General features: G+C 71.3%; 23 protein-coding genes and 1 pseudogene. 9 read left to right on the top strand and 15 right to left on the bottom strand.

What is annotated here, in order from left to right; genetic code table 11:
- Window position 1: 1 nt before the first annotated feature.
- Genes AB0I67_RS21565 through AB0I67_RS21555 form a run of 3 tightly spaced genes read right to left on the bottom strand, consistent with a single transcriptional unit; the run spans window position 2 to window position 3,104 of the window.
- The gene (locus tag AB0I67_RS21565; protein WP_357926229.1) at window positions 2–853 is read right to left on the bottom strand and encodes a carbohydrate ABC transporter permease; all 852 of its coding nucleotides are present in this window, start codon (window positions 851–853) and stop codon (window positions 2–4) included.
- Window positions 850–1,818: a sugar ABC transporter permease gene (locus AB0I67_RS21560; protein ID WP_357926227.1), complete on the bottom strand. Its 969-nt coding sequence runs from the start codon at window positions 1,816–1,818 to the stop codon at window positions 850–852. The genes AB0I67_RS21565 and AB0I67_RS21560 overlap by 4 nt, the downstream gene beginning before the upstream one ends.
- Window positions 1,815–3,104: an ABC transporter substrate-binding protein gene (locus tag AB0I67_RS21555; protein WP_357926224.1), complete on the bottom strand. Its 1,290-nt coding sequence runs from the start codon at window positions 3,102–3,104 to the stop codon at window positions 1,815–1,817. The genes AB0I67_RS21560 and AB0I67_RS21555 overlap by 4 nt, the downstream gene beginning before the upstream one ends.
- 93 nt (window positions 3,105–3,197) lie before the next feature.
- Between AB0I67_RS21555 and AB0I67_RS21550 the strand changes: the two genes are divergently transcribed.
- The 3 genes from AB0I67_RS21550 to AB0I67_RS21540 are packed head-to-tail and all read left to right on the top strand — an operon-like array spanning window position 3,198 to window position 6,149.
- Entirely contained in the window at window positions 3,198–4,385 is a 1,188-nt protein-coding gene (locus tag AB0I67_RS21550; protein WP_357926221.1) for an ROK family protein, read from the top strand.
- A gap of 21 nt (window positions 4,386–4,406) precedes the next feature.
- A complete protein-coding gene (locus AB0I67_RS21545) occupies window positions 4,407–5,660 on the top strand; it encodes an alpha-L-fucosidase (RefSeq protein WP_357926218.1) in 1,254 nt (417 codons plus the stop codon).
- 54 nt (window positions 5,661–5,714) lie between these two features.
- On the top strand, window positions 5,715–6,149 hold the full coding sequence (locus tag AB0I67_RS21540; RefSeq protein WP_357926216.1) for a hypothetical protein: 435 nt from the start codon (window positions 5,715–5,717) through the stop codon (window positions 6,147–6,149).
- On the opposite strand, the gene AB0I67_RS21535 is transcribed toward AB0I67_RS21540, so the two are convergent.
- Window positions 6,144–6,587 (bottom strand): helix-turn-helix domain-containing protein, encoded by a 444-nt coding sequence (locus AB0I67_RS21535; protein WP_357926213.1) that lies wholly within the window; start codon window positions 6,585–6,587, stop codon window positions 6,144–6,146. The genes AB0I67_RS21540 and AB0I67_RS21535 overlap by 6 nt on opposite strands.
- 129 nt (window positions 6,588–6,716) lie before the next feature.
- On the opposite strand from AB0I67_RS21535, the gene AB0I67_RS21530 reads away from it, so the two are divergent.
- Window positions 6,717–7,589: an aldo/keto reductase family oxidoreductase gene (locus tag AB0I67_RS21530; RefSeq protein ID WP_357926210.1), complete on the top strand. Its 873-nt coding sequence runs from the start codon at window positions 6,717–6,719 to the stop codon at window positions 7,587–7,589.
- A gap of 18 nt (window positions 7,590–7,607) precedes the next feature.
- On the opposite strand, the pseudogene AB0I67_RS21525 reads toward AB0I67_RS21530, so the two are convergent.
- The 6 genes and pseudogenes from AB0I67_RS21525 to AB0I67_RS21500 form a co-directional block, all read right to left on the bottom strand.
- Window positions 7,608–7,694, bottom strand: a pseudogene (locus AB0I67_RS21525) (DNA-binding response regulator); the annotation flags it as partial.
- Window positions 7,695–7,885: 191 nt separating this feature from the next.
- Window positions 7,886–9,925 carry an MMPL family transporter gene (locus tag AB0I67_RS21520; RefSeq protein ID WP_357926207.1) on the bottom strand — a complete coding sequence of 680 codons (2,040 nt, stop codon included), beginning with the start codon at window positions 9,923–9,925 and terminating at the stop codon, window positions 7,886–7,888.
- A gap of 150 nt (window positions 9,926–10,075) precedes the next feature.
- A complete protein-coding gene (locus AB0I67_RS21515) occupies window positions 10,076–10,729 on the bottom strand; it encodes a response regulator transcription factor (RefSeq protein WP_357926204.1) in 654 nt (217 codons plus the stop codon).
- The gene (locus AB0I67_RS21510; protein WP_357926202.1) at window positions 10,726–11,907 is read right to left on the bottom strand and encodes a histidine kinase; all 1,182 of its coding nucleotides are present in this window, start codon (window positions 11,905–11,907) and stop codon (window positions 10,726–10,728) included. Before AB0I67_RS21510 ends, AB0I67_RS21515 begins: the two co-directional genes overlap by 4 nt.
- A gap of 139 nt (window positions 11,908–12,046) precedes the next feature.
- Entirely contained in the window at window positions 12,047–12,355 is a 309-nt protein-coding gene (locus AB0I67_RS21505) for a hypothetical protein (RefSeq protein WP_357926200.1), read from the bottom strand.
- A gap of 5 nt (window positions 12,356–12,360) precedes the next feature.
- On the bottom strand, window positions 12,361–13,227 hold the full coding sequence (locus AB0I67_RS21500; RefSeq protein ID WP_357926197.1) for a helix-turn-helix transcriptional regulator: 867 nt from the start codon (window positions 13,225–13,227) through the stop codon (window positions 12,361–12,363).
- A gap of 141 nt (window positions 13,228–13,368) precedes the next feature.
- Here AB0I67_RS21500 and AB0I67_RS21495 point away from each other — a divergent pair, with 141 nt between their 5' ends.
- Both AB0I67_RS21495 and AB0I67_RS21490 read left to right on the top strand, forming a co-directional pair.
- Complete coding sequence (locus AB0I67_RS21495) at window positions 13,369–14,148, top strand: NAD(P)H-dependent oxidoreductase (protein ID WP_357926195.1); 780 nt, start codon at window positions 13,369–13,371, stop codon at window positions 14,146–14,148.
- 122 nt (window positions 14,149–14,270) lie between these two features.
- The gene (locus AB0I67_RS21490) at window positions 14,271–15,476 is read left to right on the top strand and encodes a C39 family peptidase (protein WP_357926192.1); all 1,206 of its coding nucleotides are present in this window, start codon (window positions 14,271–14,273) and stop codon (window positions 15,474–15,476) included.
- A gap of 173 nt (window positions 15,477–15,649) precedes the next feature.
- Here the strand turns inward: AB0I67_RS21490 and AB0I67_RS21485 are convergent, their stop codons facing one another.
- Window positions 15,650–16,591, bottom strand: coding sequence for a chlorophyllase (locus tag AB0I67_RS21485; protein ID WP_357926189.1), 942 nt, complete (start codon window positions 16,589–16,591; stop codon window positions 15,650–15,652).
- 119 nt (window positions 16,592–16,710) lie between these two features.
- On the opposite strand from AB0I67_RS21485, the gene AB0I67_RS21480 reads away from it, so the two are divergent.
- Window positions 16,711–17,301, top strand: a complete 591-nt coding sequence (locus AB0I67_RS21480) for a TetR/AcrR family transcriptional regulator (protein WP_357926186.1) — start codon at window positions 16,711–16,713, stop codon at window positions 17,299–17,301.
- 44 nt (window positions 17,302–17,345) lie between these two features.
- On the opposite strand, the gene AB0I67_RS21475 is transcribed toward AB0I67_RS21480, so the two are convergent.
- Window positions 17,346–17,969: a helix-turn-helix domain-containing protein gene (locus tag AB0I67_RS21475; protein WP_357926183.1), complete on the bottom strand. Its 624-nt coding sequence runs from the start codon at window positions 17,967–17,969 to the stop codon at window positions 17,346–17,348.
- Window positions 17,970–18,105: 136 nt separating this feature from the next.
- Here AB0I67_RS21475 and AB0I67_RS21470 point away from each other — a divergent pair, with 136 nt between their 5' ends.
- On the top strand, window positions 18,106–19,113 hold the full coding sequence (locus tag AB0I67_RS21470; RefSeq protein ID WP_357926180.1) for an alpha/beta hydrolase: 1,008 nt from the start codon (window positions 18,106–18,108) through the stop codon (window positions 19,111–19,113).
- Between the two features lie 178 nt (window positions 19,114–19,291).
- A complete protein-coding gene (locus AB0I67_RS21465) occupies window positions 19,292–19,657 on the top strand; it encodes a carboxymuconolactone decarboxylase family protein (protein ID WP_357926178.1) in 366 nt (121 codons plus the stop codon).
- Between the two features lie 8 nt (window positions 19,658–19,665).
- Here the strand turns inward: AB0I67_RS21465 and AB0I67_RS21460 are convergent, their stop codons facing one another.
- The 3 genes from AB0I67_RS21460 to AB0I67_RS21450 form a co-directional block, all read right to left on the bottom strand.
- Complete coding sequence (locus AB0I67_RS21460; RefSeq protein ID WP_357926176.1) at window positions 19,666–21,117, bottom strand: MFS transporter; 1,452 nt, start codon at window positions 21,115–21,117, stop codon at window positions 19,666–19,668.
- A gap of 277 nt (window positions 21,118–21,394) precedes the next feature.
- Window positions 21,395–22,510: a MerR family transcriptional regulator gene (locus tag AB0I67_RS21455; protein WP_357926173.1), complete on the bottom strand. Its 1,116-nt coding sequence runs from the start codon at window positions 22,508–22,510 to the stop codon at window positions 21,395–21,397.
- Between the two features lie 34 nt (window positions 22,511–22,544).
- Window positions 22,545–23,186, bottom strand: a complete 642-nt coding sequence (locus tag AB0I67_RS21450) for a DsbA family oxidoreductase (RefSeq protein WP_357926172.1) — start codon at window positions 23,184–23,186, stop codon at window positions 22,545–22,547.
- Window positions 23,187–23,253 lie beyond the last annotated feature (67 nt).

The following is a 23,253-nucleotide window of genomic DNA, read 5'->3' as shown; positions in this document are numbered from 1 at the left end:
GTCATTTGCCGATGCCCTGCGTCATGCCGTTGACGATGCGGCGGCCGAACCAGAGATAGGTCGCGATCATCGGGAGCACCACGATGACGACGCCGGCGAAGAGCCCGCCCCAGTTCGAGGTGTACTGCATGTTGGAGTAGAAGTTGAGCAGGGCGACGTTGAGCGTCTGCGCGCTCTGCTCGGGGACGAGCATCAGCACGATCACGGTCTCGTTCCACAGGCTCAGCGCGTTCAGCACCGCCACGGTCGTGATGCCGGGCTTGGCCAGCGGCACCATGATCTGCAGGAAGGTGCGGAACGGCGACGCCCCGTCGAGCGCGGCCGCCTCCTCGACGTCGCCGGGGAGCGAGCGGAAGTAGCCGATGAGCACGAAGATGCTGAACGGCAGGCTGAGCACGACGTAGAAGAGCGTGACGGTGATCCGCGTGTCCCAGGCGCCGGTGACCCAGTCGATCATGAACCGGGACAGCCCCGCCCCGATGAGGACCATGGGGACGGCGAACGCCTGGAACGGGATGCTCATGCCCACCGCGAAGAAGGTCGCGACCGGACCGCTGGAGCGCCCGCCCAGCCGGGCCACCGCGTAGGCGGCGGGGACGGACAGCGCCATGATGAGCAGGACGGACACGAGCGTGAGGACGACCGAGTTGATCGCGGCGGCCCCGAGCCCGGAGTCCGACCACGCGGTCGCGAAGTTCTCCCACATCCAGGTGGCGGGCAGGCCGGCCGGGTTGTCGAAGATCTCCCGCGAGCTCTTCAGCGAGTTCAGGAGGACCCAGGCCACCATGCCGGCGTTGAACAGCACCCAGGCCCAGATCAGGGCCCTGATCAGGGCGAGCCCGGCGCGGATCATGCCAGCTCCAGTCGTTCGCGCCGCTGGATCCTGCGCGACAGGACGATCAGGACGGCGGTGATCACCGTCATCACGATGCCGATCGCCGCGGCCTCGCCGAGCTGGGCCAGGCCGCCCTCCCGGCCGCCGGTGACCCGGAGGTACTGCTCGACGGCGAGGGTTCTGGCCTCAGGGGGCGGGGTGCCCGCCGTACCGACGAAGGCGATGACGATCTCGAAGGTCTTGATGCCGGCGATCGCCCAGAGCGAGGCGGCGATGGCCAGCATGTCCCTGGTCAGCGGGAGCGTGACGTAGCGGAACTGCTGGAGCTCGCTCGCGCCCTCGATCCTGGCGACCTCGTAGTAGCTGGGCGGGATGCCGTCGACGGCCGACATCACCAGCACGACGTAGAAGCCGGCCGCGCTCCAGACCACTCCGGCCATGATCACGTTGAAGATCAGTTCGGGGGCCAGCCAGGGCTGGCGCAGCTCGGTCAGGCCGAGGGCCCCCAGCGCGGCGTTGATCAGCCCGTCCGGGTTGAAGAGGAAGGAGACGGCGAGTCCCACGGCGATGGGCGAGATCATGAACGGCAGGAAGACGGCCGCCCGGATGAACGCGCTGCCGCGTGCCGTACGCAATACGATCATGGAGGCGCCGGCGATGAGGAACAGCGCCAGGCCCACGACCAGCGTCAGGATCAGCGTCTGCACGAACGAGGCTCGGAACAGCTCGCTGCCGGCCATCGCCACGTAGTTGGCGAAACCCACCCAGGAGAGCTCCGTCCCCAGCCCTGACCACTCGGCGAAGCTGAGCACGACGCCGAACAGCGAGGGCAGCACGAAGAAGACCAGATAGGCGATCAGTGCGGGAAGCAGCATCGGCAGGTACAGCCGGCGGCGCTCGCCCTGGAGCGCGCCGCGGGATGATGTCGCCCGCCTGTCGTCGGACGGAGCCCGCGGGACGGTGTCGGACACGGTCACGGTCATCCGTTCAAGGCGGCGGTCTTCGCCTTGCCCTCGGCCAGGAACTCCGCGGCGGTGAGCTTGCCGGCGACGAACTTGTCGTCGAGCGGGAGGAAGACGTCGGCCAGCCACTTGGGCTTCACCGTCGAGACGCCGTCACCGTCGAGCGTGACCTGCTCCGCGTCGCGGATGGAGGCCTGCAACTGCTGGAGCTCCACCGGGGCGGGCGAGTCGGCGCGCGAGGGGATGTTGGCCGCGTCGGTGGCGATCCGGTCGATGTACTTCTTCTGCATGGCGAAGGCCAGGAAGTCGGCGACCGCCCGCTGGTTCCTCGACTTGGCGTTCACGCCCCAGCCGAGCGCGCCGACGGTGGCGACCGAGCCCTTGGCCGGGTCGACCGGCGGGAAGGCGATGATGCGCGGCTTGACCTCGGCGGCGCGCAGCGAGGCGGTCTCGCTGCCGAGCCAGGAGCCGTTGAGGATGAAGCTGTGCTTGCCGCCCGCCCAGGCGTTCTGCGCGGCCGGGAACTTGGTGGCCATGTAGTCGGGCTCGAAGAGCTCGGCCTGCACCAGCGACTCCAGTGCCTCGGCCGCCCGCTTCACCTCGGGCAGGTCCCAGGCGGCCGGGTCCTCGGCGAGCTTCAGCAGGATGCCGGGGCCGGCCGTGGACAGCAGCATCTGGTGGATCCAGAAGGAGTTGTAGGCGTTGACCGAGCCGTCGAGCGCGATCGGCGCGCGGCCGGACGCCTTCTCCTTCTTGGCGATCTCCAGCAACTCGTCGAACGACCTGGGGGCGAAGTCGGGATACTTGGCGGAGTCGTACCAGAGGCCGATGGAGAAGACGCTGTGCGGGACGAAGCCGTACCCCTTGTCGTCGCTGATGGCCTTGAGCACGCTCTTCGGCAGGACCTCCTCGATGCTCCTGCCCTCGCCCGGGATCTTGGTCTTGAAGATCGGGCCCATGTCGCCGAGCACGCCGGCGTTGCGGAACTCGGCGGTGTGGTCGATGGCGGTGTCGAAGAAGTCGGGACCGGCGCCGGTCGCGACCGCGTTCTTGACCTGCTGTTCCTGGCCCTGCGCGAGCCACTGGACGTCGATCTTGACGCCGGTCTGCTTGGTGTAGTCGGCGATGACGCTCTCGAACAGGTTCGCCTGCGGGGTGCCCTTCGCCCACTTCCCCCAATAGAGGAGGCTCGCGGGCTCGGCGCCGGTCGAGGCGGGCGAGCCGGCGTCCTGGAGCTTCTGGCCGCACGCACCGAGGGCGAGTACGGCAGAGGCGCAGGTGGCGACGGCTATGACGCGATTGCGCATGGATGGTCCCTTCTTGCTGGGGGGCACGGGTGGCAATAATAAATACACTTTGTGTTTTAATGGAAGGCGTTCCCAGGAATGAAAGGTCCACGTGTGCTGATCGGACGTGAAGCGAGCCTCCTGCGCCAGCCCGTGGGCCAGTCGCGCCTGCGCCGGATCAACTCGCTGGCGGTGATCGAGGCGATCCGCGGCGAGCCCCTCACCATCCCGGCGATCGCCCAGGTCGCCGGGCTGTCGAAGACCGCGGCCGACACGGTGGTGGGCGACCTCGTGGCCCTCGGCTGGGTGACCAGCGTCGAGCCCCTCTCCCCCACCGGAGCCGGGCGGCCGGCCAACCGCTACCGGTTCAACGCGGACGCGGCCGTCGTCGCCGGCATCGACATCGGCCAGCACACCACCCGGGTCGAGCTCGCCGATCTGAACGGCGAGGTCCGGGCCGCCCGCTCGGTCGGCGTCTCCGTCACCGACCCGCCCGCGGCCGTGCTGGCCGACGCCGTCCAGGCGGTCGACCAGCTCCTCGACGCGCAAGGACGCGAGCGCGCCGACGTGTGGGCGATGGGGGTGTCCATCCCCGGCGTGGTCTACCAGGACGTCATCACGCGCGGCCTCGACGAGTGGGAGGGGCTGAACGTGCGCGCCGCCTTCGCCTCGTCCTTCGAGTGCCCCGTGGCCGTGGAGAACGACTCGAACCTCGCCGCGTTCGCCGAGGCGTGGAAGGGCAGCGCCGCCGAGGCCGCGTCGATGGTGTACGTGCACTGCGGCAACCGGACCGGGGCGGGGGTCGTCCTGAACAACACCGTCGTGCTCGGCGCGAACGGCGCCGCCGGCGAGATCGGCGCGCTGTCGCAGATGGGCTGGGAACATGCCCAGCAGTACCTGCACGACGTCGAGCTCACCGACGGCCGGACGGTCAGCCGGGAGGGCGTGTTCGACGCCGCGACCGCGGGCGACCCGCTCGCCGTGGCCGCCGTCGACCGGTTCGCCGACGTCATCGCGATCGGCATCGCCGCGCTGGTGCTCACCATCGACCCCGAGATCGTGGTCGTCGGCGGCGGCAACGTCCAGGCGGGCGACACCTTCCTCGACCCGCTGCGCCGCCACGTCGAGAGGCTGTGCACCGTACGGCCCGCGCCGCCGATCGTCCCCTCCGCGTTGAAGGAGCGCGCGTCGATCACCGGCGCGGGCGGCCTGGCCGCCACCACGGTCATGGAACAGCTCTACGCCTCGGCCCTGGGTGGCAAGACCCTCTCCAGCGCCTCCACGCCCCCCTGGACCTGGTAAGAACCGACGAAGGATCCCCCCATGCCCATGCAGCCCTGGTTCCCCGACGCCAAGCTCGGCATCTTCATCCACTACGGCCTCTACTCCGTCGAGGGCGTGGCCGAGTCCTGGTCGTTCTACTACGGCGACATCTCCCGCGAGGACTACCTCGCCCAGCTCGACGGATTCACCGCAGAGGCCTACGACCCCGCGGCCTGGGCGGAGCTGTTCGCCCAGGCCGGAGCCCGGTACGCCGTGCTCACCACCCGGCACCACGACGGCTTCGCCCTGTGGGACAGCGCGTACGGCACGCTGAACGTCACCAAAACCCCAGCGGGCCGCGACCTGATCGGCCCCTTCGCCGACGCGCTGCGCGAGCGCGGGCTGAAGGTCGGCCTGTACTACTCGCACTCGGACTGGAACCACCCCGACTACCCCAGCGTCCGCGGCCCGCAGGCCCACCCGAGCCCCTACGTCACTCCCCCGGACGGGCAGGAGGACCCGGCCGCGTGGGCCCGCTACCTCGCCTACCGCGACGGCCAGGTCGACGAGCTCGTCGAGCGGTACCGTCCCGACCTGCTGTGGTTCGACGGCGAGTGGGAACGCTCGGAGGAGCAGTGGGGCATCGACGGCCTCGCCGACCGCATCCTCGCCGTACGACCGCAGACCGTGCTCAACGCGCGCATGCTCTCGCGCGGCGACTACGCGACACCCGAACAGGGCGTCCCCATCACGCCGCCCGACGGCCCGTGGGAGCTGTGCCTGACCGTCAACGACAACTGGGGCTTCCGCCCCGGCGACACCAACCACAAGCCCGTGGGCCACCTCGTCCGCTACTTCACCGAGGCCATCGGCGCGGGCGGCAACCTCTTGCTCGACGTCGGCCCCACCGCCGACGGCCGCATCCTCCCCGAACAGGCCGACCGCCTGAAGGGCCTCGGCGCCTGGATCGAACGGCACGCGGAGGCGGTGTACGGCACGGCCGCCGGGTTGCCCGCGGGCCACCACTACGGCCCGAGCACCCTGTCCGCCGACCGCCGAACCCTGTACCTGATCTGCTTCGACCCGCCCCGCGACACGGTGGCCGTGCGCGGGCTGCGCAACACCGTCCTGCGTGCCCGGGTCGTGGGCGCCGACGCCGAGCTCGGGCACACGATCACCGGCGAGCTCAACGGGGTGCCCGGCATCCTGTGGATCGACGCGCCCCCCGCCCACACGATCGACCCGCACGCCACGGTGATCGCGCTGGAACTCGACGGCGAACTCGACCTCTACCGCGGCAGCGGCCGCGACTAGGCGGGCTGGGAAACGAACCGGCCGGGGAGGTCAGCCCCGCGTAAGGTCCACTCCATGAAGGACGAGATGCCGTTGTCCCACGACACCGTGTGGGTGTCGTACCATCAGCTCGTTCTGCGGGGCCTCGAAGATCCGCCGCCGAGCCACCCCGGCAGCTTTCTCAACGGGTTGGCAGCGGCAGCCGAGGCCGACGGCGCGACCATTCGCACGGGCATCTCGATGGGGCCTGTGGAGGTGACGGTGGAGCTCGTCGACGAAGCCCCTCCCCCTGCTCTCGACGCGTGGGAGGAAGTGGTCGAGCTCTCCGTCGAGTCCACCCATGGGAGCCTGCACGTGTTCGGGCTCGACGGAGACCTCACCGACCTGCCCAATCTCGCCTGGCGGGGTCCCGGCCATTACCGCGTCCGCGTCCACGCGAAAGGCCGGGGCACGGATTTCGAGTCGTACCTGCTCACCTCGTGGCCTGAACAGTGCCGCCGCCGGTCATGAAGGGCGGGCGTCGTGCTGCTCGCGGTTGGCGAAGACCTCGTCCATGCGGCTCTGCGCCCAGTGCCTGAGGTCGCGGGTCAGGTGGTGGAGGGAGAGGCCGAGGTCGGTCAGCTCGTAGGTGACGGTGACGGGAATGGTCGGCGTCACGGTGCGGGTGAGGAGGCCGTCGCGTTCGAGGGCTCGTAGCGTCTGGGTCAGCATCTTCTGGCTGACGCCGACCAGCAGGCGGGAGAGCTCGGAGTAGCGCATCGCTCGCGGGGCGGGCGACGCACCAGGCTGGTCGGACTTGTCTGCTGTGTCGCCGCCGAGCGCGCACAGGATCAGCACGACCCACTTGTCCGAGATCCGGTCGAGGAGTTGGCGGCTGGGGCAGGCCGCCAGGAACGCGTTGTACTCCGTCTTGGCCTGGGCCACCTGGGCAGCCTTCGCTGGCTTCACTGATCTCGCTTTCGTCTGCGGGAGAGTTACGCACTTCAAAGTGCCTACTTCTCTGCGGGAAGTAACTCTCCAATACTCGTCCAGGAAGGCTCAAGACGCCACCCACGACGATAGGCGAAAGGCACGACGATGAACGCGCCAGCAACATCCCTGCCCGGCGGCACCTGGACCCTGGGCAACACGACGGTCACCCGGTTCGGTTACGGCGCGATGCAGCTCGCCGGCCCCTGGGTCATGGGCCCTCCCGCTGACCACGACGGCGCCCTGGCGGTGTTGCGCGAGGCCGTCGCGGCCGGCATCACGCACATCGACACCAGCGACGCCTACGGACCGCGCTTCACCAACGAGCTGATCCGTGAGGCGCTGCACCCCTACCCGGAGTCGTTGCTCATCGCCACCAAGGTCGGGGCGAACCGGGACGCGCAAGGCGGCTGGCCCACGGCCCGGCGGCCCGACGAGCTGCGCAAGCAGGTCTACGAGAACCTCCAGTCCCTCGGCGTCGAGACGCTCGACCTGGTCAACCTGCGCATGGGCGACGCCGAAGGCCCCAAGCCCGGTTCGCTCGCCGAGGCGTTCGAGACGCTCGTGGAACTCCAGCGAGAGGGCCTGATCCGTCATCTCGGGGTCAGCAACGTCACCACCGAGCAGGTCATCGAGGCCCGCGGTATCGCCCCGATCGTCTGCGTGCAGAACCTGTACAACCTCGCCCACCGCCACGACGACGACCTCATCGACAGGCTCGCCGCCGATGGCATCGCCTACGTGCCGTTCTTCCCGCTGGGGGGCTTCACGCCGCTGCAGTCGGATGCGCTCTCGGGGGTCGCGGCCCGGCTTGGGGCGACGCCGATGTCGGTGGCGTTGGCCTGGCTGTTGCAGCGCTCACCGAACATCCTGCTCATCCCCGGCACCTCGTCGACGGCCCATCTGAGGGAGAACATCGCCGGGGCCGGGCTCTCCCTCTCGGCGGAGGACGTGGCCGACCTGGACGGCATCGGCCGCTGAAGGCCATCCCCCTGGCCGCGCGCCGGGTGTGATCAGGCCCGTCTCGTAGGCCAGCACGACGAGCTGCGTCCGGTCGCGCGCCCCGAGCTTGGCCAGCAGCCGTCCGAACCCGCGCAGGCAGCAGGCCCTCGGCGGCCGGCGGCAGCGCACCGGCGAGCGTGCCGCCGAACGAGGCGTCCCAGAGGAGCTGATGGGTCACGGCGAGCAGTACGCCGTGGACCCCCCCCGGTGAGCAGCGTCAGGAACGGGTTAGCCGCAGGTCGTGCGCGACCACGCGCGGCACCCCGAGCGCCGGGTCACGCTAGAAAGCCGGGGCCCGGCCCGTCGTCGGCCCGCGGTTGCGACCGTCGTACGCGTCTCGACGTACGGAGCCGCCGGGGGCTGAGGCGGGCCGGGAACCACCAGTTGCGCTCGCCGAGCACCTGCATCGCCGCGGGCACGAGCACCAGCCGCACGATCGTCGCGTCCACCAGCACCGCGGCGGCCAGCCCCACCCCCATGATCCGCAACGCCCGGTCGTCGAAGGCCCCGAACGCGGCGAACACGCACACCATGATGGCCGCCGCGGCCGAGATCACCCTGGCCGTCGCGGCCAGCCCCTCGCGCACCGCGTGGCTGTTGTCGCCGGTGCGCAGGTGGGCCTCCCTGATCCGGGAGAGCAGGAAGACCTCGTAGTCCATCGACAGGCCGAAGGTGATCACGAAGAGCATCGTCGGCACCCACGCGTCGATCGGCCCGCCCCGGTCGGGGGGCCACTGGAAGAAGGCGACGATCACGCCGTAGGCGGCGCCGACGGACAGCAGGTTGACGGCGACGGCCTTCAGCGGGACCACGACGCTGCGGAACACGAACGTCAGCAGCACGAAGGAGGCCAGCAGCACCGCGCCGACCGTCCACGGCAGGCGCTGCCTGACGTGCTCGGCGTAGTCCTGCGCGGCTGCGGTCGAGCCGGTGACCAGGACGTTCTCGGGCAGCTCCGCCCGCAGCCGGTGCAGGAGCTCGGTGGTCCTGACGTCCTGGGCCCCGGTCGCGGGGATCACCAGCGCGGCCCGCTCCCCCGCCGCCGTCACCCGCGCCACCCCCGGCGTACGCTCAGCCCACCGGCAGGCCGCCACCAGTTCCGCCGCGCACCCCTCACCGCTGCTTCGCGGGGTACGGCTGCCGCCTGCGGCCACCAGGACGAGCGGCGCCTCCGCGCCCGGACCGAAGGCGCGGGCCAGGGTGTCGTGCGCCCGGCGCGTGGTGTCGGTGACCGGCCGGTTGCTCGCGTCCGACCAGCCGACGCGCAGGTCGAGTGCGGGAAGCGCCATCACCGTCAGCACCCCGAGGGCGATCAGCCCGAACCCCCAGGGCCGCCGCTGCACCGCCGCGCTCCACCTCGCCGCCAGCGGGGTACGGCTCTCGCGCCGCGGCAGCCCGAAGCGGTCGATCCGGTTGCCGACGACCCGCAGCAGCGCGGGCAGGAGGGTCAGCGCGGCCAGCATCACCATGAGCACCCCGCACCCCGCCGCCAGCGCGATGCCCCCGCCCTGCTCCGGGCCAAGGAAGAGGATCCCCGCGCCGGTCAGGATCACCGTGAGGCCGGCGTACAGCACCGAGCGCCCCGCCGTCCGCATGGCCGTGGCGATCGCCGGTTCGACCTCCAGCCCGTCGTGGAGCGAGGTGCGGAAGCGGGTGACCACGAGCAGGGCGTAGTCGATGCCCACGCCGAGGCCGAGCATGATCGTCAGGTAGCCGGCGAAGCTCGGCGCCGGGACGAGGTTCTGCAGGAGGGACAGGAGCGAGACCCCGCAGACCACGCCGACGACGCCGACCACGAGCGGCAGCGCCATAGCGATCAGCGAGCGGAAGGCGAGCAGGAGGATCACCGCCGCGGCGAGCAGGCCCACGCCCTCGGTCACACCGCCGAGCGTGAAGTCGGCGAAGTCGTTCCCGGCCAGGTCGGCCTCGGCGCCGGGCACGGACAGGTTCGTCTCCTTGATGCGGAGGGCGGTGGCGGGGTCGGGGTAGCCGAGGGACGCCGTCGCCACCGTGCCGTCCTGGCTGGTCGGTCCCGGCGCGACGCGCACGCTTTCGATGGCCGACAGGCGGGTGGTCAGCTCGCCGAGCGCCTGCCGTACCCGCTCCGGGTCGGCACCGGCTACCACCAGCGTGCCCGGCGGTCCGGGCGGTGGGCCGCCCAGCAGCTCGGCGGCTCGCCGGCTCTCGGAGGCGGGCAGGGCGAAGTCGTCGTCGGCCGGTCCGGGGCGGGCGGCGGCGCCGGCGACCAGCGCCGCGGCCAGGGCCACCCAGGCCAGCACCACCGGCCATCGGTGCCGCAGGAGGAATCGAGTCATGCCGCCGACGCTAGGAACGGCGCCCCGGAGCAGGCGTCCACCCAGCGCGGGCCCCGCCGTACCGCGAGCGCGGCAGGCCGGACCAGCCGGGCGCCGCCGTACCGCGAGCGTGGCAAGCCGGCCTCCGCCTTGCCGCGGGCGCATGTGCGGTCAGGCGGGCTCGCCCGGGCGGACCAGGCCGGTCTCGTAGCCGAGCACCACGAGCTGGGCCCGATCGTGCACGCCGAGCTTGGTCATCATGCGGTTGACATGCGTCTTCACCGTCGCCGGGCTCATGAACAGCCGCTCGGCCAGCTGCGTGTTGCTCAGCCCCCGCGCCACCCCGGCGAGCACCTCCCGTTCGCGGACGGTCAACGGCCCGAGGCGGCGGTCGTCCAGCTCGGGCCGCTCCTGGGCGGCGAAGCGCTCGATCAGCCGCCGGGTCACGGCGGGCGACAGCAGCGCGTCGCCGCGCGCGGCCACCCGCACCGCGTGCCGGATCTCGGCGGGCTCGGCGTCCTTGACCACGAACCCGCTGGCGCCCGCCCGCAACGCCGCGTAGACGTACTCGTCCAGGTCGAAGGTGGTCACCACGACCACCTTGACCGGGCTGCCCGCCAGGCGCCTGGCCGCCTCCAAGCCGTCCAGCCGGGGCATGCGGATGTCCATGAGCACGACGTCCGGCTCCAGCTCGGCGGCCAGCCGTACCGCCTCCGCCCCGTCCGACGCCTCGCCGATCACGCCGAGGTCCGGCTCGGTGCCCAGCAACGCGCGCAGCCCGGCCCGGACCAGCGGCTGGTCGTCGGCCAGCAGGACCTTGATCAAGCGTGCTCCTCCCCGACCGGGAGCCGGGCCGTCACCCGGAAGCCGCCGCCGGGGCGCGTACCGGTGCTGAGCCTGCCCCCGACCGCGTTCACCCGCTCGGCCATGCCGGTCAGGCCGTGCCCGGGCGGTGAGTGGCCGCCCGCACCGTCGTCGTCCACCTGCACGGTCACGCTGCCGTCGGCGTAGTCGAGGCGGACCGAGGCGCTGGTCGCGGCGGCGTGGCGCATCGTGTTGGTGAGTGCCTCCTGCACGACCCGGTAGACGGTCAGGTCCACGGCCGGCGGCAGGGGGCGCGGCTCGCCCCGCACGTCGAGCGAGACGGGCAGCGTGGCGGTGGCGAGCAGGTCGGGCAGCTCTCCGGAACCGGGCAGTGGCCGGGTGACGAGCGGGTGCCCCGGGCCGGGCGGGAGCCGGGTGGTCGGTGTGTCGGGCTGAGGCTCGGTCTGGGGCTCGGTAGGGGGCGGGCGCAGGACGCCGAGGACCGCCTTCATCTCGGCCAGCGCCTCCCGGCTGGCCGTCCGGATGACCTGCAGCGCCTCCCGCGCCTCCGGCGGCCCGCCGGCCCGCTCCACCGCCTCGGCGGCGACGGCCGCGTGCAGGGCGATCACCGACACCGTGTGCGACGTGACGTCGTGCAGTTCCCTGGCCACCTTCAGCCGTTCCTCCTGCGCCCGCCGCAGTGCCTCCTCCTCGCGGGTCCGCTCCGCCTCGGCCGCCCGCTGCTCCACCGCCGTCACGTACTCCCTGCGCGCCCGCGACACCTCCGCGGGCTGGGCGACGACGAGCACGAGCAACACCCAGACGAACAGCGCGACCGCGTTGTCCACCTCCGGCTCGAGGAGCACCGCGACAGCGGGCACGCCGACGAGGATCCCCACCCCGGTCCACCCGGCCAGACGCCGCCCGGACGAGATCGTGACGTGTACGGCAAGCAGCGCCGCAGCGGGCCAGAGCGAGTAGGCGTACCCCTGGACGAAGTAGAGGCCCGTCGCCCCGAGGCTCCCGGCCAGCGCCGGCTCCGGCCGCGCGCGCAGCCACAGCAGGCTCGCGCACATTGCCACCAGCAGGGCGTAGCCGAGCACGTCGATCGGCCTGGCCTCCGGCTGGTTGCCGTACGCGATCACCCCGGTGCTCACCACCAGCACCGTCAAGCCGCACACCAGGGCGAACGTCTTCACACCGGCACAGTAACCCGCTGCTTTCACCCACCGCGATACCGCAGACGCGGTATCCGGCCTCGACCTCGCGCAGCAGTCCGAATCCGGCGAGGTCGCCGTTCTGCGCGATGGTGGCATGAGCTCCCCTAAGGAATTCTCCTCAGAAGCCCACCACCCTGACGATCGGCATCATTTTCCCTGTCGGGATCACGAGAACCAGCAGCGCAGCGATGACTCCATAGACACTGCCAGGAAGAAAAGATCTCCGCGCAAGCGGGATATTCGGAGCGACCGCGAGAGCCAGGACCACCACCCAGGACAAGACCGTGATAGCAACAAACAACGGCAGGGTGTCGCGATGATTACCGGGAGGTGGACCAGAGACAAGCCAGTAGGTGAAATCGATGGGAAAATAAGCGGCGAACCCCAGGACAAGGTTGTAACCGACTCCGAGAGCCGTCCAAAGCATTCCGCCTATGACTGACGTCCGCCTAGCTGGCTCCATCCAGGATTCCCATCTAGCGTCATATTCTTCGAGCCCCCACTGAACGAGCTCAGCAGGCGCAGCCCATCCTCAGCGGGGCTCCCGGGCGCCGCCGAAAGCACCAGCAACTCCATGCCCGAGTCATCCGGCAGCGCGAAGTTCTCCTGGTGCAGCTCCAGCAGTCCCACCAGCGGATGGCGGTAAGCCTTACGTCCATGGGTGCGGGCGCGGACGTCCGCTCGGGCCCAGAGGCGGCGGAAGCGGTCGCTGCCCATCGCGAGCTCACCGATGAGCGAGGCCAGGCGCGGGTCGTCGGGATACTTGCCGGCGGCCAGGCGCAGGTGCCCGACCACGTCGAGGGTGCATCTGTCCCAGTCCGCGTACAGGCCGCGTTCGGCCTCCTCGAGGAAGATGTGCCGGGCGGTGTTCAAGCCCGGCAGCTCCCGGCCGTAGAGCAGCCCGGCGAGGCGGTTCCCGGCGGCCACGTCCATCCGGTGGTCCATGATCAGAGCGGGCGCGTCGGTGACCAGGTCGAGGACGCGCAGCAGTTCCGGCCGCAGACGCCCGCTGGGCGACTTCGCGCGGCGGCGGCGCTGCCGCGCGAGCCGGTACAGATGCCCGCGTTCGGTCTCGTCCAGGCCGAGGACGCGGGCGAGCGCGTCGAGGACCTGTTCGGAGGGCTGGGTGGCACGGCCCTGCTCCAGGCGCACGTAGTAGTCGACGCTGACCCCGGACAGGTGCGCCACCTCTTCGCGGCGCAGTCCTTCGACCCGGCGGCGGCTGTCGGTGCGGATGCCGACGACCGACGGGTCGACCCGCGAACGCCGGGTGCGCAGGAAACTCGCCAGATCGTCCATGCCTCCAGTATGGCCGCGGCGACGCGCGTGAAGGTGGCCCTGCCGATACCAGGAAGTCCCGTCCACGGGAAGAAGCGCCCCTGAACAACGAGGCCGCGACGCCCGAGCATCAGTGGCGACACCTTCGTGAAGGGAACAGCCATGAAGACGCTCATCGTCCACGCCCACCCCGAGCCGCACTCGCTGAACGGCTCGCTGAAGGACCTCGCCGTGTCCACGCTCGAAGCCGCCGGGCACGAGGTGCTGGTGAGCGACCTGTACGCGATGAACTGGAAGGCCGTGGTGGACGCGGCGGACTTCGGCGAGCACGCCACGAGCCCGCTGCGGGTGATAGCGAGCTCGGCCGGCGCGTACGACGCCGGCGCGCTCACGCCCGATGTGGCGGCCGAGCAGGAGAAGCTGCTGTGGGCCGACACGGTGATCTTCCAGTTCCCGATGTGGTGGTACACGATGCCGGCGATCCTCAAAGGCTGGGTGGACCGGGTGTTCGCCTTCCACTTCGCCTACGGCGTCGGGGTGCACGACGAGACCCGGTACGGCGAGCGCTTCGGTGAGGGCACGCTGCAGGGACGGCGGGCGATGCTGTCGGTGACCATCGGGGGCCGGGAGTCCCATTACACCGATCGCGGGATCAACGGCCCGATCGAGGACCTGCTGTTCCCGATCCACCACGGGATCCTCTACTACCCGGGCATGGAGGTGCTGCCGCCGTTCGTGCTGTACGGCACCGACAAGATGTCGCGCGGCGACTTCGACGACGCCGCGAAGGCCTGGGAGGAGCGGCTGCTGTCGCTGGAATCCACCGAGCCGATCGCGTTCCGGCGCCAGAACTTCGGTGACTACGAGATCCCGTCGCTGCGGTTGAAGGAGGGCCTGGAAGCGCCGGGCCGCAAGGGTTTCGGCCTGCACGTGCGGGACTAGCCACCAGCCGGGCGAGTTACCCGCCGAACCGCTGTTCAAGCCGAAAGACCAGCTCGGTATACGTAACTCATCCGATGCGCCCGCCGGCACCGCGCCCGTAGATTCCGGGCGAGGTGAGCCGAATGCGCAAGCTCTTTGTGCTGTTATCGACCGCGATCCTGGCCGCGTTCCCCGCGAGCGCCGCCGTAGCGGAGCAGAAACCACCACCAGCCCAGTCCAAGGTCGTCTACCAGCGCGCCGATCTGGGCGCCGGGCTGAGTTTCGGACAACCGGCGGGCACCATCGAGTACGGCGGAGCCACCTGGGAGTACTCCCAGTGGACCGGCCAGGACAGGCAGATCGGCTTCGGAGCCACCGAACTGATCGCCTCCTGGACCGCCGACACCCCGGCGGGCACTTGGATCCAGATCGAGATGCGAGGCACCGCGCCCGACACCAAGTGGTACGTCATGGGCCGCTGGGCCTACGGCGAGTCCGACATCCAGCGGACCTCGGTGCCGGGGCAGGGCGACGCCGACGGCACGGTCTCCGTCGACACGTTCGTGGCCGCCGCGGGCAAGCCGATCGACTCCTACCAGTTGCGGGCGACGCTCTACCGCAAGCCGGGCGCCACCGGCGGGCCCACGGTCCGCACCCTGGGCGCGATGGCCTCCGCGGTCCCCGAGCGCAAGTCCGTGCCGGCGAGCCCGGGCGGCGAGGCGTGGGGCGTCGAGCTGAACGTGCCGCGCCGCTCGCAGAGCATCCACCAGGGCCACTACCCCGAGTGGGACGGAGGCGGCCAGGCCTGGTGCAGCCCGACGTCCACCACGATGGTGCTCGGCTTCTGGGGCAAGTGGCCCAGCGCGGCCGACACGGCCTGGGTGGATCCCGCCGATCCCAGCCCCGAGGTCGACTACGCCGCCAGGTACGTCTACGACCACGCCTACCAGGGTGCGGGGAACTGGCCGTTCAACACCGCCTACGCGGGCCGCTACGGGCTCGACGGCTTCGTCACGCGGCTGCGGTCGCTGACCGAGCTGGAGAAGTTCGTCAAGGCCGGCATCCCCGTGATCACGTCGCAGTCGTTCAAGAAGGGCGAGCTGCCCGGAGCCGGCTACGGGACCAACGGCCACATCTTCGTCGTCATCGGGTTCACCGCGACCGGCGACGTGATCGTCAACGACCCGGCCAACTCGCCGACGAACGACGATGCGCGCCGTGTCTATCCCCGCGCCGACTTCGAGAACGTCTGGCAGCGCAGTTCCAGCAGCGGCGGCATCGTCTACATCATCCGGCCGCCCGGCCACCCGCTGCCCGCGGGCGTGCCCGGCGTGCCGGCCAACTGGTGAGCCGCGGATGCGCGGCTCCGTCGAAACCCTTCAGGAGTGCGGCCCCGGCGTGATCTCGACGATCAGGCGCCGTCGTGGCCCGCAACGGGTCGGGTAGGTGCGCCCAGCCGGTCCCACCGGGGAGGCGGGGAGGGGAGCCCGGGCCGCCACAGGCCCAGGCGCCCGTCTCTGCCTCACTTGGCCTCGACCCGCCCGACCGCATCTGGTCCGGTGGTCAGCTCCGCTTGCGCGGCCTCCCAGGCGTTGTCGTCGGGGTAGAGCTCGCTGCGCAGGTAGGCCGCGGTGAGCCGGGCCAGGGCGGTGACCGTGGCGGGGTTCTCGTCGGTGGTCTCGGCGGCATCGTAGCCGGCGATCCCGCCCAGCCCGTGCTCGGCGCCGTACAGCGTGAGCAGGGTCTTGGGCGAGGGGGCGAGGTGGTAGGGGTCGGCGTGCCAGGCCGGGCCCATGTCGGTGAAGTGCGCGGGGTCGTCCTTGTCGCCGGTGACGACGAGCGTGGGCGCGGTCATGGTGGAGAAGTCGACGCTGTGGAAGTCGGCGACCAGGTGGGCGGCGGGCCCGTTGAGGGCGTCGCCGCCCCGGCCCGGTGCGGCCAGCAGCACTCCGGCTTTGATCCGCGGGTCGCGGACGTCGGAGCCGGGGTCGTCGGTGAGCCGGACGCCGAGGAGCTGGCCGGCGGAGAAGCCGCCGAGCGAGTGCCCGGCGACCGCGACCCGGTCGTGGTCGAGCCGGCCGGCGAGCCCCGGCACGGTCTTCTCGATCTCCTCCAGCGCGTCGAGGATGCGCGTCATGTCCTCGGGACGCGACCGCAGGAAGAACGGCCCGCCTGGCTCGCCCTCGAGAACGGAGCTCAGCGTCCGGGAGCTCAGGTGCGTCGGCTGCACGACCGCGAATCCGAGCTGCGCCCACAGGCTCGCCAGGGGCGCGTAGCCGTTCAGCGAGGACAGGTTGTTGGACGGCCCGTGCCCGTGCGACAGCAAGATCACCGGGAGTTCGGCACCCGCCTGGGGAACCGACACCCGCAGGTGAAGGTCTATGGGACGGCCGGGCACCGGGAGCACCACCGGGCTGTACGACAGCACGGCAACGGGTCGGTCGAGCGTACGGGATGTGATCACGAGGTGATCCCTTTCGGCTGTCGGGAGGCTCGGGACGTTCGCTAGACTGAAACGGAACGTTGTTCCCTTTAATATGCGGAACAGCGATCCGCTTTGTCAATTCCGTCACGAGGAGTCTGATGGCCAGCCAGGAACCCGGCGGGAAGACGGGGGCCCGGAGCAAGCGCACCGACGCGATCCGCAACCAGCAGGCGTTGCTCTCCGCCGCTGCCGAAGTGTTCACGACCTCGGGCGTCAACGCACCGATCCGCCAGATCGCGGCGCGGGCGGGCGTCGGTCTGGCCACGATCTACCGCCACTTCCCCACTCGGGCCGACCTCGTCACCGCCGTCTACCACCACCAGATCGAAGCCTGCGTCGAGGCCGGACCCGCGCTCCTGGCCAGCGCCGGCAGCCCTCTGGCCGCGCTGCGGCAATGGGTCGATCTGTTCGTCGACTTCCTGGTCACCAAGCACGGCCTGGCCGACGCCCTGCAGTCGGACAGCGCCGGCTTCGCCACCCTGCACGCCCACTTCCTCGACCGGCTTCTGCCCGTCACCGCCCGGCTGCTCGACGCCGCGGTCGAGGCGGGCGAGATCAGACCCGGCGCCCGGCCGTACGAGCTGATGCGGGGCATCGGCAACCTCTGCATCGGTCGCGACGACGACCCCGACTACGACCCTCGCCACCTGATCGACCTGCTGCTACGCGGCCTGCGGTCCGAGGCCTAGACGAGGGGTTCCGAAGTCGGGCGTCGCGGATGCGGTGGAAGACGTCACCGGGGACGGCCCGGCCCGCGGTTCACGGGGGCTTCGGCCGGAGGGGTGCGCAGCCGCAGCCGCTCGCCCTGGGGTCCGAACATGATCAGGTACTCGACCGGGCCGCCGGATCCGGCGTTCGTCACCCCGTGCGGGGTGCGGGTGTCGAACGCGGCGACGTCCCCGGCCGTCAGGACGAGGTCCTGGTCGCCGAGCGCGAGCCACAGCCGCCCGTACAGGACGCACAGCCATTCATAGCCCTCGTGGGAGACCTGGCGGGGCCGGGCGGGCGGATCCCCGAGAGCGGGCAGGACGTGCTTGTGGGCGTGCAGGCCGCCGACGTACCGGGTCAACGACAGCACGACCTTGTCATCCCCGAAGCTCAGCGGCGCCGTGGCACGCGGCCCGGCCGCGGGGACGGTGCCGGCCAGCTCGTCCAGGGAGACGCCGTACTCCTTCGACAGGTGCAGCAGCACCTCCAGCGTGGGCTTGCGCCGGCCGGTCTCGATCCGGGACAGCGTGCTGACCGAGATGCCGGTCGCGCAACTCACACCGGCGAGCGTCGCCCCGTGGTGCTCGCGCGCGGCCCGCAACCGGGGCCCCATCGCGGCCAGTGTGCCGTCCACGTCGTCGACCGCCACCTCCCACCCCTCTGCCGTGCCGCTCCATCGCCCTGTCCTGCAAGCTTGCCAGAATGGCAAGGCGAATCGCTCCGGGGGGTGTCCCGCCGCATGATCGAGGGGTAGCCGCGTCCGCCCGCGAACCGAGGACAAGCCCATGCAGCCGATACAGCCGATGCAGCCCGCGCCGACGGACGAGCTCCGCCACCGCACCGTCGAGGGCCCGGCCGGGCGCCTGCATCTGGTCGAGCAGGGCACCGGCCCGCTGATCCTGCTCGTGCACGGCTTCCCCGAGTCCTGGTACTCCTGGCGCCGCCAGCTCCCGGCCCTCGCCGCCGCCGGCTACCGGGCGGTCGCGATCGACGTGCGCGGCTACGGCCGCTCCTCCAAACCGCAGGCCACCGACGCCTACCGGATGCTCGACCTGGTGGCGGACAACGTCGCCGTCGTGCGCGCCCTCGGCGAGCGGAACGCGGTGGTCGTCGGCCACGACTGGGGCTCCACCATCGCCTCCGCCTCCGCGCTGCTCCACCCCGAGGTCTTTCGCGCCGTCGCCCTGCTGAGCGTCCCCTACGCGCCGCCCGGGGGCCCTCGCCCCACCGACGTCTTCGGCCACGTCGGCGGCCCCGAGCAGGAGTTCTACGTCTCCTACTTCCAGCAGCCCGGGCGCGCGGAGGCGGAGATCGAGCCCGACGTCCGGGGCTGGCTCGGGGGCTTCTACGCGGCCCTGTCCGGCGACACCATGCCCGCCCAGGACGAGCCCGACCCGCACTTCGTCGCCCGCGGCGGCGGCCGGCTGCGCGACCGCTTTCCCACGGGCGTCCGCCCGGCCTGGTTGAGCGAGGACGACCTCGACGTCTATGCCGGGGAGTTCGAGCGCACCGGGGTCGTCGGCGCGCTCAACCGCTACCGCAACATGGACCGGGACTGGGAAGACCTCGCCCCGCACCGCGGAGCCCCGATCAAGCAGCCGTCCCTGTTCATCGGCGGCGCCCTGGACGCCTCCACCACCTGGATGTCCGACGCCATCGACGCCTTTCCCGCCACCCTCCCCGGCCTGTCTGCCTCCCACCTGCTGGACGGCTGCGGGCACTGGATCCAGCAGGAGCGCCCCGACGAGGTCAACCGCCTGCTGACCGACTGGCTCGCGACCCTCCAGCACTGAACCGGACCGGCTCCCGGATGGAGCGCGGGCGGCCCACAAGAGCGAACGCCGTGTCGGCAAGGCACCCGCCAGAAGGCCGGACGCCGAACACAGGGTCCACGGATCGCCGGAATCTTCCCGACTGTCACGACCGAATCCCGCAGCCGGGGCGAGAAGTCGTCACCGATAGCGTGAGCTCATGACGAACGTTCCTGCTCCAGACGAGTTTCGCCATTCCCGGGCCAAGGGCAACGACGCGCTGCGTGCCACAGGTCCGGTCGTGGAGTCGTTTTTCGCGTTGGACGGCGCCGCCTACGAGCCCGGGGCCCTGTCGAAGGGGGTCAAGGAGTTGATGGGCCTGGTCATCTCGGTGACCAAGGATTGCGAGGAGTGCGTCTACTACCACCTGGAACAGTGCGCGCAGGAAGGCGTCGGCCGGGATCAGGTGCTGGAGGCGTTGCATCTGGCGATGGTGGGATCCGGTTCGGTCACCGTGCCGCTGCTCCGCCGGGCCATCGCCTTCATGGACCAGTTGCCGGGCCTGGCGGAGCCGACCTCCCCTTGAGCCGGTTCTCATCGGGCGTCGCGGCGCCTGCCGTACCCGCGCTTGGGCAGGCAGAACAGCAGGGCCCACATGACGGCGAGGAGGCTGCCGGCCCACCACAGCACGGTGAGGAACGCGTCGCGGTTGAGCGCGGCGTCGGGTGAGCCGCCGGTGGTGGCGAAGAACGTCAGGGCGGTCAGGGCGGTACCGACGGCGATGCCCAGGTGCATGACGGTGTTGAACAGGCCCGAGGCCGACCCGGCGTCCGCCTCCGGGACTCGGGCCAGCGTCAGGTCGGCGAGCGGGCCGCTGACCATGCCGAGGCCGAACCCGATCAGCACCACCGGGGCGGCCATCGCCGGCAGGGTCAGGCCGGCCTGGCTCGCGTCGGCCTGGAGCCCGTAGGCGGCCATCGCGGCGAGCGTGATGAGGACGCCGGCCTGCGGAAGGCTGCGGGCGAAGCGCCCGGCGCTCTTGGCCGCGAGCGACGCGCCGGCCAGCTCCCCCAGGGAGAGCAGCACGAAGGCCAGGGCCGCGTGGAAGGGGCTCAGGCCCAGCCCGCGCTGGAGGTAGAGCGTCCAGGTCATGAAGAAGAGCCCGCACAGCAGGCCGTGCGTCAGCTGCGCGGCCATGCCGCCGGAGAACTGCCGGCTCCGGAAGAGGGACAGGGTGACGAGCGGGGCGTCGCCCTGCTTGCGCCACTGGTGGCGCAGGAAGCCGCCGAGGAGGAGGAGTCCCGCGGCGAGCAGGGCGAAGCACCACAGCGGCCAGCGACGTAGGTGTCCCTCGGCGAGCGGGAAGACGATCAGGACGATGGCCGGCGCGGACAGCAGCATGCCGGTCAGGTCGAGCCGGTCGGCCCTCTGGACGGTCGACTCGGGGATGAACCGGCGTCCCAGCAGGATCACGGCGAGGCCGACGGGCACGTTGACCAGGAAGATCGGCCGCCACGACAGCCCGAACAGGTCGGCTTCGGTCAGCAGGCCGCCCATCACCGGGCCCAGGACGTTGGCGAGGGACATGACGGCTCCGTACAGACCGAACACCTTGCTGCGGTTCTGCCCCTCGAAGGTGACATGGAGGGTGGCCAGGATCTGCGGGATCATCAGGGCCACTCCCACGCCCTGCACCCCGCGGGCAGCGATCAGCAGGCCCGGCCCGGCGGCCAGGCCGCACAGCAGCGAGGCCGTGGTGAACACGGCGGTGCCGATGAGGAGGATCCTGCGCCGGCCGTACAGGTCGCCGAGGCGGCCGCCGGTGATCAGGCCGACGGCGATGGGCAGCGAGTAGCCGGTGGTCAGCCACTGTACGGCGGCCGGTCCGGCGCCGGTCGACTCCTGGATCGCGGGCAGGGCGGTCAGGACGACCGACTGGTCGATCATGTCCATCAGCTCGGCGCCCAGCAGCACCAAGAGGGCGATCCAGGCGGTCAAGCCCATCTTGGACAGTCCGGGGGACTCATCAGTGGTGTAGTGAGGCACGACGGGGAACTCCTGATCCAGATCGATCGGGGAGCCCTGCCGACAGCCGCACCGGGGCAGACGGCAGAGCTGCACCCGGTAAAGGAAACTGCGGGAAGGGTGACGCAACTCAGGCCAGCGCGACGTCCGCCCCCGGACACGTGCGACAAGACAGCACGCGGGGAACGCGGACGGCTACCTGGCCTGGTTGATAGGACGTCACCTCAAGATCGACGCAGAAGGAACTGGAACTCGTCCACGATACAGGCTCCCCCGAAGCGCTGGGCTCGCTGTCCGTTCAGGCGACGAGCAGGCGGAGACCGAGGTCCGCCGTGTCGAGGTCGGCGAGGTCGCGGTTGCGCTCGGCCCACCGGCCGGACCGGAGGTCGTCGCCGAGGCTTCGCACCGCCCGCCGCTCGGCCTCCGGCCCCACCTTCGTCCACACCGACATCGCCCGGCGGACGTGATTCTCCAGATACGCCCCCGGCCGGCGCCAGTACGCCTCGAACAGGCCGTCGGCGCAGTTCCACGGGATGGGCACCGGCTCAGCACGGGCGCCGATCGCGTCGGCCATCCCCGCCAGCGAGGGGAACTCCGCGAGGACGGTGGCGAACTCGGGCAGGTAGTCGCGGGTGAGCCAGAACCGGTCCTGCCAGCCGGGCTCGTCGGTGTCGAAGGTCAGCACCACCACGCGGCGGGCCACGCGGCGCATCTCGCGCAGCCCCGCTAGCGGGTCCCCCCAGTGGTGAACGGTGGAGACGGCCATCGCGGCGTCGAAGGACCGGTCCTCGAACGGCAGGCGCTCCGCGGCGGCGGCCACGCACGGTGCCGTGCCGACCGGCCGCTGGCTCCGCATGACCGCCGAGGGCTCCACCGCGGTCACCCGGCGATCGGCAGGCTCGTAGGAGCCGGTTCCGGCCCCGACGTTCAGCACCGTCCGTGCGTCCCCGAGCGCGTCCCAGATCTGCGCCGCGATCCGCGGATCGGTACGCCGTGTCGCGGTGTAGGCGCCGCCGATCGCGTCGTACAGCCGGGCGCCGAGCATCTCCAGCTGCTCCTCCGGTGTCACCGTCAGCCCCTTCGCCCGTGCCTCGATCTCCCGGTCGATGGCCGCCACCATGGCGTCAGCGCGATCCCGCCGCTCCAGCAACAGGCCGCGCAGCCGGCGCAGGTGCGCGACGGCGTCGGTGGTGGAGTCGCCGACCAGGTCCGCGACCTCGCGCAGGCCGAAGCCCAGCCGCCGGTAGGCCAGCACTTCCCGCAGCCGCTCCACGTCGCCCGCCGAGTAGGCCCGGTACCCGGCCGCGGTCCGCGCCGAAGGGCGCACGAGCCCGATCGCGTCATAGTGATGCAGCGTGCGGACGCTCACGCCGGCCAGGTGGGCCACGCGTCCCACGGTCCAGTGCTCCTCCACGGCACCGACTATGCCGCCTGACGCGACGTGAGGGTCAAGAGCCGGGCACCGGGTGAGCGGCCGGGTCGTCCGCCAGAAGCGCGAGCAGATCGGCGACGGGCTGGACTCCGGAGACCGGCGGCCGGTCGTCGAGCACGAGGCTGGGCACACCGGTGACGCCGTGCTCGGCGGCGCGGCGCCGGTCGTCACGCACCTCGCCGACGTAGTCGTCGCCGTCCAGCACGCTGCGCACCCGCCCGGCGTCCAGCCCGGCCTCGCCGCCGAGGCGTTGCAGGACCTGGGGGTCGGCGACGTTCTGCCCCTCGGTGTGGTAGGCGTGCAGCAGCAGTTCCATCATCTCGTCGGCCCGGCCGTGCTCGGCGGCGAGCTTGACCAGCCGGTGCGCGTCGAAGGTGTTCACCGGGCGGGCCAGGTGCAGGTTCAGCTCCAGGCCCTCGGCCGCGCCCAGTGACCGGATCAGTGCGACGCGGGCGGGCGTCCGCTCGCCCCACCAGCCGGCCAGGGCCTCCGCGGCGGTCTGGCCGGGCGTCCGGCCTTCGCCCGGCGCGAGCTCGTAGGCGCGCCAGATGATCTCCATGCTGGTATGGCCGGCAGCCCGGGCCACCGCGGCCGCCAGGCGTCTCTTGCCGATGTAGCACCAGGGGCACAGCACATCGGCGTAGATCTCAAGCTTCATGAAGGTCCCGTGTAGTGATCGTGGTGGACGGGGCGCAGCCCCGCCCGCCATCGTGCGACCTCAACCG

This window comes from Nonomuraea sp. NPDC050310, from assembly GCF_040655795.1.
Lineage (GTDB): Bacteria > Actinomycetota > Actinomycetes > Streptosporangiales > Streptosporangiaceae > Nonomuraea.
The sequence above is the reverse complement of the archived record's forward strand: the minus strand, read 5'-3'. Positions and strand labels throughout refer to the sequence as shown.